Raw genomic sequence first — 6,809 nt, forward strand, 5'->3', positions numbered from 1 at the left:
TGGCGCACGGTCAAATACGAAGAAGTTTATCTCCGCGCCTACGACAGCGTGTCCGAGGCGCGAGCGTCAATTGCCAAGTATCTGGCCTTCTACAATCAGGGACGCCCTCACTCGAGCCTTGACGGGCGCACGCCCGACGAGGCTTACTTCGGCACGCAAGCTATGGTGATGGCCGCATGACCGTCGCCGACGATTTTGTCGTCGCTCTGGTCGGGCTACGCCCTCCCGACGCAACGACAAAATCGTAAAGCCCCGCGTTCAGCATAACCCGGCAGGAATCCACTTAAATCCAGCGGGGCGCTGTCCAAACAACCGGGGCCAGCTCTGAGTATGCCAGACGGGTCAACCCAAAGATTGACGTGCTTGTCGTTTCGGCTCGTACTGGCGAGGGCTTTGGCGCGCTCTACGCCTGGATCAACAGGCAGGCGCGCCGTCAGAGGCGCGCCTTAGAGGACGCAAGGCGATGAGCGCCGCAGCCACCTGCGATCGAAAGCGACTGCGCGTGCGCGTGAGTGGAGCAGTGCAAGGGGTTGGCTTTCGTCCCTACGTCTATGGACTAGCCATGCGGTACGGATTGGCGGGATTTGTCATCAATGGTCCCGAGGGCGTTCTCATCGAGGTCGAGGGGCACCGTACGTCTGAGTTTATTGCCGCGTTGCCGCAGCGTGGAGAGGCTGGCCCGGTCATCGTTGTCACCAGTGCAAATCTCTACGGCGAACCCCTGCTGATCGATAACGTGGAGGCGTTGAGACAGCTCAAGGGGGTCGCCGACCTGGTCGTGACCCATGATCGCGATATCTTGGCGTGCGCTGATGATTCCGTGGTTTCGGTGGCCGCTGGCCGGGACCAATTCATCCGTCGTGCTCGCGGCTATGTTCCCGAGCCAATTCGGCTTGCAAGGTCTGTCCCGCCCGTGCTCGCCGTCGGCGGGATACTGAAGTCGACCGTCACCATCACGCGGGACGACCAAGCGTTCGTCTCTCAGCATATTGGCGATCTAAATACGGCCGAAAGCATCCGTGCGTTCGAGAAGACGATCCGGCACCTCACATCGAGCCTCGGCGTGGAGCCTGTCGCCGTCGCCCATGATTTGCATCCCGATATGGCTTCTACCCGGTTTGCGGAAGCAAATGCTCGCGCGCTAGTCGCGGTTCAGCATCACCATGCACACGCTGCCGCAGTAATCGCTGAGCACGGCCATGCGGGACCTGCGCTTGCCCTGGTGCTCGATGGCCATGGCTTTGGCTCCGACGGCGGTAACTGGGGTGGCGAATTATTGTTGTGCGAAGAGACGTCGTCCCAGCGCATCGGGCACTTAGCGCCCCTGCAGATACCGGGTGGAGATCGTGCAGCCCGCGAGCCGTGGCGCATGGCCAGCGCAGTATTACACGGGCTCGGCCGGGGTAACGAAATCGGGCAGCGCTTTGCCGCGCAGCGGCAAGCCGGCTGTCTGTCGGACTTGCTCGATCAGCCGGGCGGGACCACCACGACCAGTGCGGGACGGTTGTTCGACGCGGCAGCGGCGCTGCTAGGTATTGCGAATCTGCAGAGCTATGACGGCGAAGCAGCGTTGAAGCTCGAAGCGCTGGTGCGGGGTACTACGATTCTGGAAGCCGGCTGGACGATCGAGGGCGGCGTGCTGTCCCTTGGTCCGCTATTTTCACGTTTGATTGCTGATGACATTGACGCTGCCGGAGGAGCCGGGCTGTTTCATGGCACGTTAGCCGCTGCCTGCGTTGACTGGGTCACACGCTCTGCGCGGACAACCGGCATCAATACCGTGGTTCTGAGCGGCGGCTGCTTCCTGAACGCGGTGCTGGCGGACAAAATCCCGCGGGGGTGCAGCGATGCCGGTCTTACCCCCCTGGTACCGCGACGGCTGCCGCCCAATGACGGCGGTTTGAGCCTCGGCCAGGCCTGGATTGCGGCTCTAAAGATTGCTCAACAGCCGCCCGCCGGGCAGGAGCTGCCTGATATGTGTCTTTCGGTTCCGGCAAAGATCGCGAAAATTCTTCCCAACGAAATGGCCCTCGTGTTCATCGATGGCGTCAACCTGGAGATATCGATTGCCCTCCTCGACGAGCTCGACGTCGGCGATTTCGTCCTGGTCCATGTCGGCTATGCGCTCGCTAAGATCGATCCGGCGGAAGCCAAGCGCACGCTAGAGCTCCTGCAGGAGCTAGGCGCTGCGAAGGAATGCCGATCGTGAAATATTCCAGCGAATTTCGCGACAAGACTATCGCGCAGGAACTTGCGCGAGCAATTGACGCTGAGGTCAGTTCACAACGAGCCTACCGGTTCGTGGAATTTTGCGGTGGACACACTCATGCAATCTCCCGCTACGGTCTTGAGGATCTGCTGCCCGCGAACGTTCGGATGATCCACGGGCCCGGTTGTCCCGTCTGCGTTCTGCCGGCGAGCCGTATCGACATGGCGATCCGGCTCGCCGAGCGGCCAGAGGTCATTCTGTGCGTCTACGGCGACCTGATGCGCGCGCCTGGGTCGCAAGGGCAGTCCCTGTTGCTTGCCAAAGCGCTGGGTGCCCACATTCGGATGGTCTACTCGACCCTCGACGCTATCCGGCTCGCCGAACAGACGCCGGGCCGCGAAGTGGTCTTCTTTGCCATCGGATTTGAGACCACGACGCCCCCGACGGCGGTCATGATCAGGATTGCCGAGCACAAGCGGCTCGAGGGCCTTAGCGTGTTCTGCAATCACGTTCTTACGCCCTCTGCGATGCACCGCATTCTCGAGAACCCGAAGATCCGCAACACGGGCGGGGTCCCCATTGACGGCTTCATCGGGCCTGCACATGTCAGCACCATTGTCGGTACGCAGCCTTACGAGCCCATGGCGGAACAATTCGAGAAGCCGATCGTGGTCGCCGGATTTGAACCCCTCGACGTGCTGCAGGCTGTCCTGATGCTGGTGCGGCAAGTGAACCAAAACCGCCACGAGGTGGAAAACCAATACAGCCGTGCAGTGACACGCGAAGGCAACCGGCGCGCCAAGGAGGAGGTCTCGCAGGTCTTCGAGCTGCGTGAGCAGTTTGAATGGCGCGGGCTTGGACTGGTACCCAACAGCGGACTGAAGCTGAAGCAATCATATGCAAAATTCGACGCCGAGACGCGCTTTGCGATCCATGACCTGCGTGTCGCAGACAATCCGGCCTGCGAATGCTGCGCGATCCTGCGTGGCGCCAAACGGCCGATCGATTGCAAGTTGTTTGGCAATATCTGCACGCCGGAAACGCCCATAGGAGCCTGCATGGTGTCATCAGAAGGAGCTTGTGCGGCGTATTGGACCTATCGCCGAGTTCGCGATGAGCAGGCGAGGCAGACGTCATGAGCGTGAAAGCCTATCAACGCAAGCTCGATGTGGAGAACGGACGCGTTGAACTTTCCCACGGGGCCGGAGGCCGTGCCATGGCACAGCTAATCTCCGGCCTCTTTCATCAGGCCTTCGGTAATGAATGGCTCGCCGGCTCCAATGATCAGTCGGCGTTCGATGTTACCGCAGGCAGGATGGTGATGACGACTGATGGCTATGTGATTTCGCCACTGTTCTTTCCTGGCGGCAACATCGGGTCATTGGCTGTGCGCGGCACGATTAATGACATCGCGATGTCCGGTGCGCGTCCTCTCTATTTGTCGGCCAGCTTTATCATCGAGGAGGGTTTCCGGTTTTCGGATCTCAAGACGATCGCGGAGTCGATGGGCGCGGCGGCATGTGCCGCCGGCGTCTATATCATTGCCGGGGATACCAAGGTGGTCGAGCGTGGCAAGGCGGACGGTCTGTTCATCTCTATGACCGGGATCGGGCTGGTGGCCGATGGGCTCGATCTTTCCGCTGACAAGGCAAAGGTCGGGGACCGTGTGCTGCTGTCCGGTAGCCTCGGTGATCATGGGGTGGCGATCATGTCAAAGCGTCAGAACGTTGCATTTCAAACCGAAATCGTCTCCGACTCAGCAGCGTTGCATAGTCTCGCTGCGGCCATGGTTGCCGCTGGCGGTGGCGGCATCCGGGTGATGCGCGACCCTAAGCGCGGCGGGCTCGCTGCGGCTCTCAATGAGATCGCGCTTCAATCAGAGCTCGGCTTCCATCTGCAGGAATCGATGATTCCGGTGAAGCCTGCGGTTGCGGCTACCTGCGAACTGCTTGGACTCGAACCGATCCATGTTGCCAACGAAGGCAAGCTCGTCGCGATCGTGGCGCCGGATTCTGCCGATGCCGTTCTCGCAGCCATGAAGGCGCACCCCCTCGGGTCCAATGCGGCCGATATCGGTGAGGCGGAGGCTGACGATCACAAATTTGTGCAGATGACGACCGATTTCGGCGGCCGGCGAATCGTCGACTGGCTGTGGGGGGAACAATTGCCTCGGATCTGTTGAACAGGCTGCGCAACGTCCATTTCTTGGCCGCCATTTACTGACAACGCCATTAGCCCTCAGCTCAACAAGCGTTTCGCTTGATAGGCAATCCTACCTAATTGGCAAATTGCCGTCTTTGCTGCTTGAGGAGTTCGGCGAGGCTGGATTTCGGTTGTTGGCTTTTCTGCGGGCCGCGACTGCAATTCGGAACGATTCACCGGCATCGCGCAGTTTTCGACGGCTAAGTTCAGCGAACAGGATCACACGATCTACCCAGCACCCCTGGGTTTGAAATCCTGCGAAGCCTCGCAAATATCGCTGAATTCCTGCGCCATTTTGCCCGGCTGCGTCGCGATATCGCTGCGCGCTTCCGATAAGAAGGCGCGTCAGGCAGGGAGTATTCAAATGAAGGTCGGAGTTCCAAAGGAAATCAAGGCGCACGAATATCGCGTGGGCCTTACCCCAGGAGCTGCCCGTGAATACGTGGCAGCGGGCCACCGCGTGATGATCGAGACCAATGCCGGCGCTGGCATTGGTGCAACCGATGGCGATTATCGCAATGCCGGCGCAACGATCTTAACTTCGGCAGCTGAGGTATTCGCATCGAGCGAGATGATCGTAAAGGTCAAGGAGCCTCAGCCGGCCGAATGGTCCCAGCTGCGTGAGGATCAAATCCTGTTCACCTATTTGCACTTGGCCCCGGACCCGGAACAGGCTGCCGGCCTCTTGAAATCTGGATGCATTGCAATCGCCTATGAGACCGTAACTGATGCTCATGGTGGTCTTCCACTGCTGGCGCCGATGAGCGAGGTCGCGGGCAGGCTTTCGATCGAAGCGGCGGGTAGCGCTCTAAAGCGGAGTACAGGGGGGCGAGGGCTGCTGATCGGTGGGGTGCCCGGGGTTCAGCCTGCCCGAATCGTGGTGATTGGAGGTGGGGTCGTCGGTACGCACGCCGCGCGCATGGCGGCTGGTCTGGGCGCAGAGGTGACCATCATCGATCGTTCGATCATCCGGCTCCGTGAGCTGGACGAGCTATTCGAAGGACGGGTTCGCACTAGGTTTTCGACCATCGAATCCGTGGAGGAAGAGGTATTTGCGGCGGACGTGGTGATTGGTGCGGTGCTCGTCCCAGGGGCAAGCGCTCCGAAGCTGGTCCGCCGGAGCATGCTGAGCTCAATGCGCAAGAGAGCCGTACTCGTGGACGTCGCTATCGATCAGGGCGGCTGCTTTGAGACATCGCGCCCAACCACTCACGCTGATCCAACATACGAAGTAGATGGCATCATTCATTATTGTGTGGCCAATATGCCGGGTGCCGTGCCGCTAACCTCGAGCCAGGCACTGAATAACGCGACCCTGCCGTTTGGTTTGGCTCTGGCCAACAAGGGTTTTTCCGCCGTACTCGAGAATCCACATCTGCGCGCAGGCCTCAACGTCCATCGGGGCCGGCTAACATACAAGGCGGTGGCCGAGAGCCTCGGGCTGCCCTTCTCCCCGATCGAACAGGCTGCGGCCTGATCCCAGAGGCCCTCATGGGCGTTTCCTCCCTGACTAAGGCCACCCTTCGGGGTGGCTCTTTTTTTCGGCTATTAATCAACTGACCTCCGCCAGTATTGATTAGGAGTGCGGAACGAAGCAGAGGATCACCGGACGAACGCCTGCCTCAACCGCCGCCAGGATAGGGAGACGATGTACCTTCCGGTCCCATTGAGTGAAGCCGACAAGATGCGCCGCGGGCGACCTGATACTTGCCCGGACAGCTCCATGATGTCGCGACACATCGATCATAGCCGCGGCAGGCGGCCTTAAGGATCTCGGATCGTTCCCTAATGCTGGAGAAGGTGGTTTACCTGATCGCTGACGGCCGTGACACCGATCATGCGCAAACCACAGGATCGAGATCAGATTGTCATGTTCGTTGTAGGATTTGCGACACCGTATCGGGTCGGCGACCTGCGTTATCGAAATTTCTTCAGATGAATCAAGCTCAAGATGTCTGGCACAAGACTTGATAGCAAGAAACTGTTCCGCACCTTTTGCTTATGGAATAGCACTGATGGCCTACAAGATAATCGCATCCCAATGCACGGTCTGCGGTGCGTGCGAGTTCGAGTGTCCCAATGCCGCGATTAGCCTGAAGAACGACATCTATGTGATCAATCCGTCCCAGTGTACCCAATGTGAGGGGCATTCTGACGCGCCAAAGTGCGCCGTGGTTTGCCCCGTGCCAGATACTTGCGTGCCCGCATAGGAGCGGCAGCCGATGAGAGGGGCTCCTGCACGAAGCATGATGAAGATAATATCCAAAACAGCCGCCTTTGCGACCCGTCTCCCGTTTTCCTCGCTCGCTAGTACCCACTTTTCTTGGAACGTGAGTCGTGATTCAAGGTCGGGATGATACCCGAAGCAAGAGAAGTCCACCTTTCGAGGAAAGATCGC

Annotated in this window: 6 protein-coding genes and 1 pseudogene; all 7 read left to right on the top strand. The window is 59.6% G+C overall.

The genetic code is table 11. The features are described 5' to 3' along the window. The coding region (locus IQ16_RS44365) for an integrase core domain-containing protein (RefSeq protein WP_028154316.1) at positions 1 to 180 on the top strand (180 nt) is incomplete at its 5' end. A gap of 262 nt (positions 181 to 442) precedes the next feature. Further along, a pseudogene (locus IQ16_RS44375) lies at positions 443 to 1,957 on the top strand (Kae1-like domain-containing protein); the annotation flags it as partial. A gap of 66 nt (positions 1,958 to 2,023) precedes the next feature. After that, positions 2,024 to 2,209: a HypC/HybG/HupF family hydrogenase formation chaperone gene (locus tag IQ16_RS47830; RefSeq protein WP_038937407.1), complete on the top strand. Its 186-nt coding sequence runs from the start codon at positions 2,024 to 2,026 to the stop codon at positions 2,207 to 2,209. Further along, positions 2,206 to 3,348, top strand: coding sequence for a hydrogenase formation protein HypD (gene hypD / locus IQ16_RS44380; protein ID WP_026312945.1), 1,143 nt, complete (start codon positions 2,206 to 2,208; stop codon positions 3,346 to 3,348). Before IQ16_RS47830 ends, hypD begins: the two co-directional genes overlap by 4 nt. Continuing rightward, positions 3,345 to 4,391: a hydrogenase expression/formation protein HypE gene (hypE, locus tag IQ16_RS44385; RefSeq protein ID WP_026312944.1), complete on the top strand. Its 1,047-nt coding sequence runs from the start codon at positions 3,345 to 3,347 to the stop codon at positions 4,389 to 4,391. The genes hypD and hypE overlap by 4 nt, the downstream gene beginning before the upstream one ends. A gap of 384 nt (positions 4,392 to 4,775) precedes the next feature. Further along, positions 4,776 to 5,888: an alanine dehydrogenase gene (gene ald / locus IQ16_RS44390; protein ID WP_011084547.1), complete on the top strand. Its 1,113-nt coding sequence runs from the start codon at positions 4,776 to 4,778 to the stop codon at positions 5,886 to 5,888. Positions 5,889 to 6,426: 538 nt separating this feature from the next. Continuing rightward, positions 6,427 to 6,621, top strand: coding sequence for a 4Fe-4S binding protein (locus IQ16_RS44395; protein ID WP_011084548.1), 195 nt, complete (start codon positions 6,427 to 6,429; stop codon positions 6,619 to 6,621). The last annotated feature ends 188 nt before the right edge of the window (positions 6,622 to 6,809 follow it).

The organism is Bradyrhizobium huanghuaihaiense, assembly GCF_007830635.1.
In the GTDB taxonomy this organism is placed as follows: Bacteria; Pseudomonadota; Alphaproteobacteria; order Rhizobiales; family Xanthobacteraceae; genus Bradyrhizobium; species Bradyrhizobium huanghuaihaiense.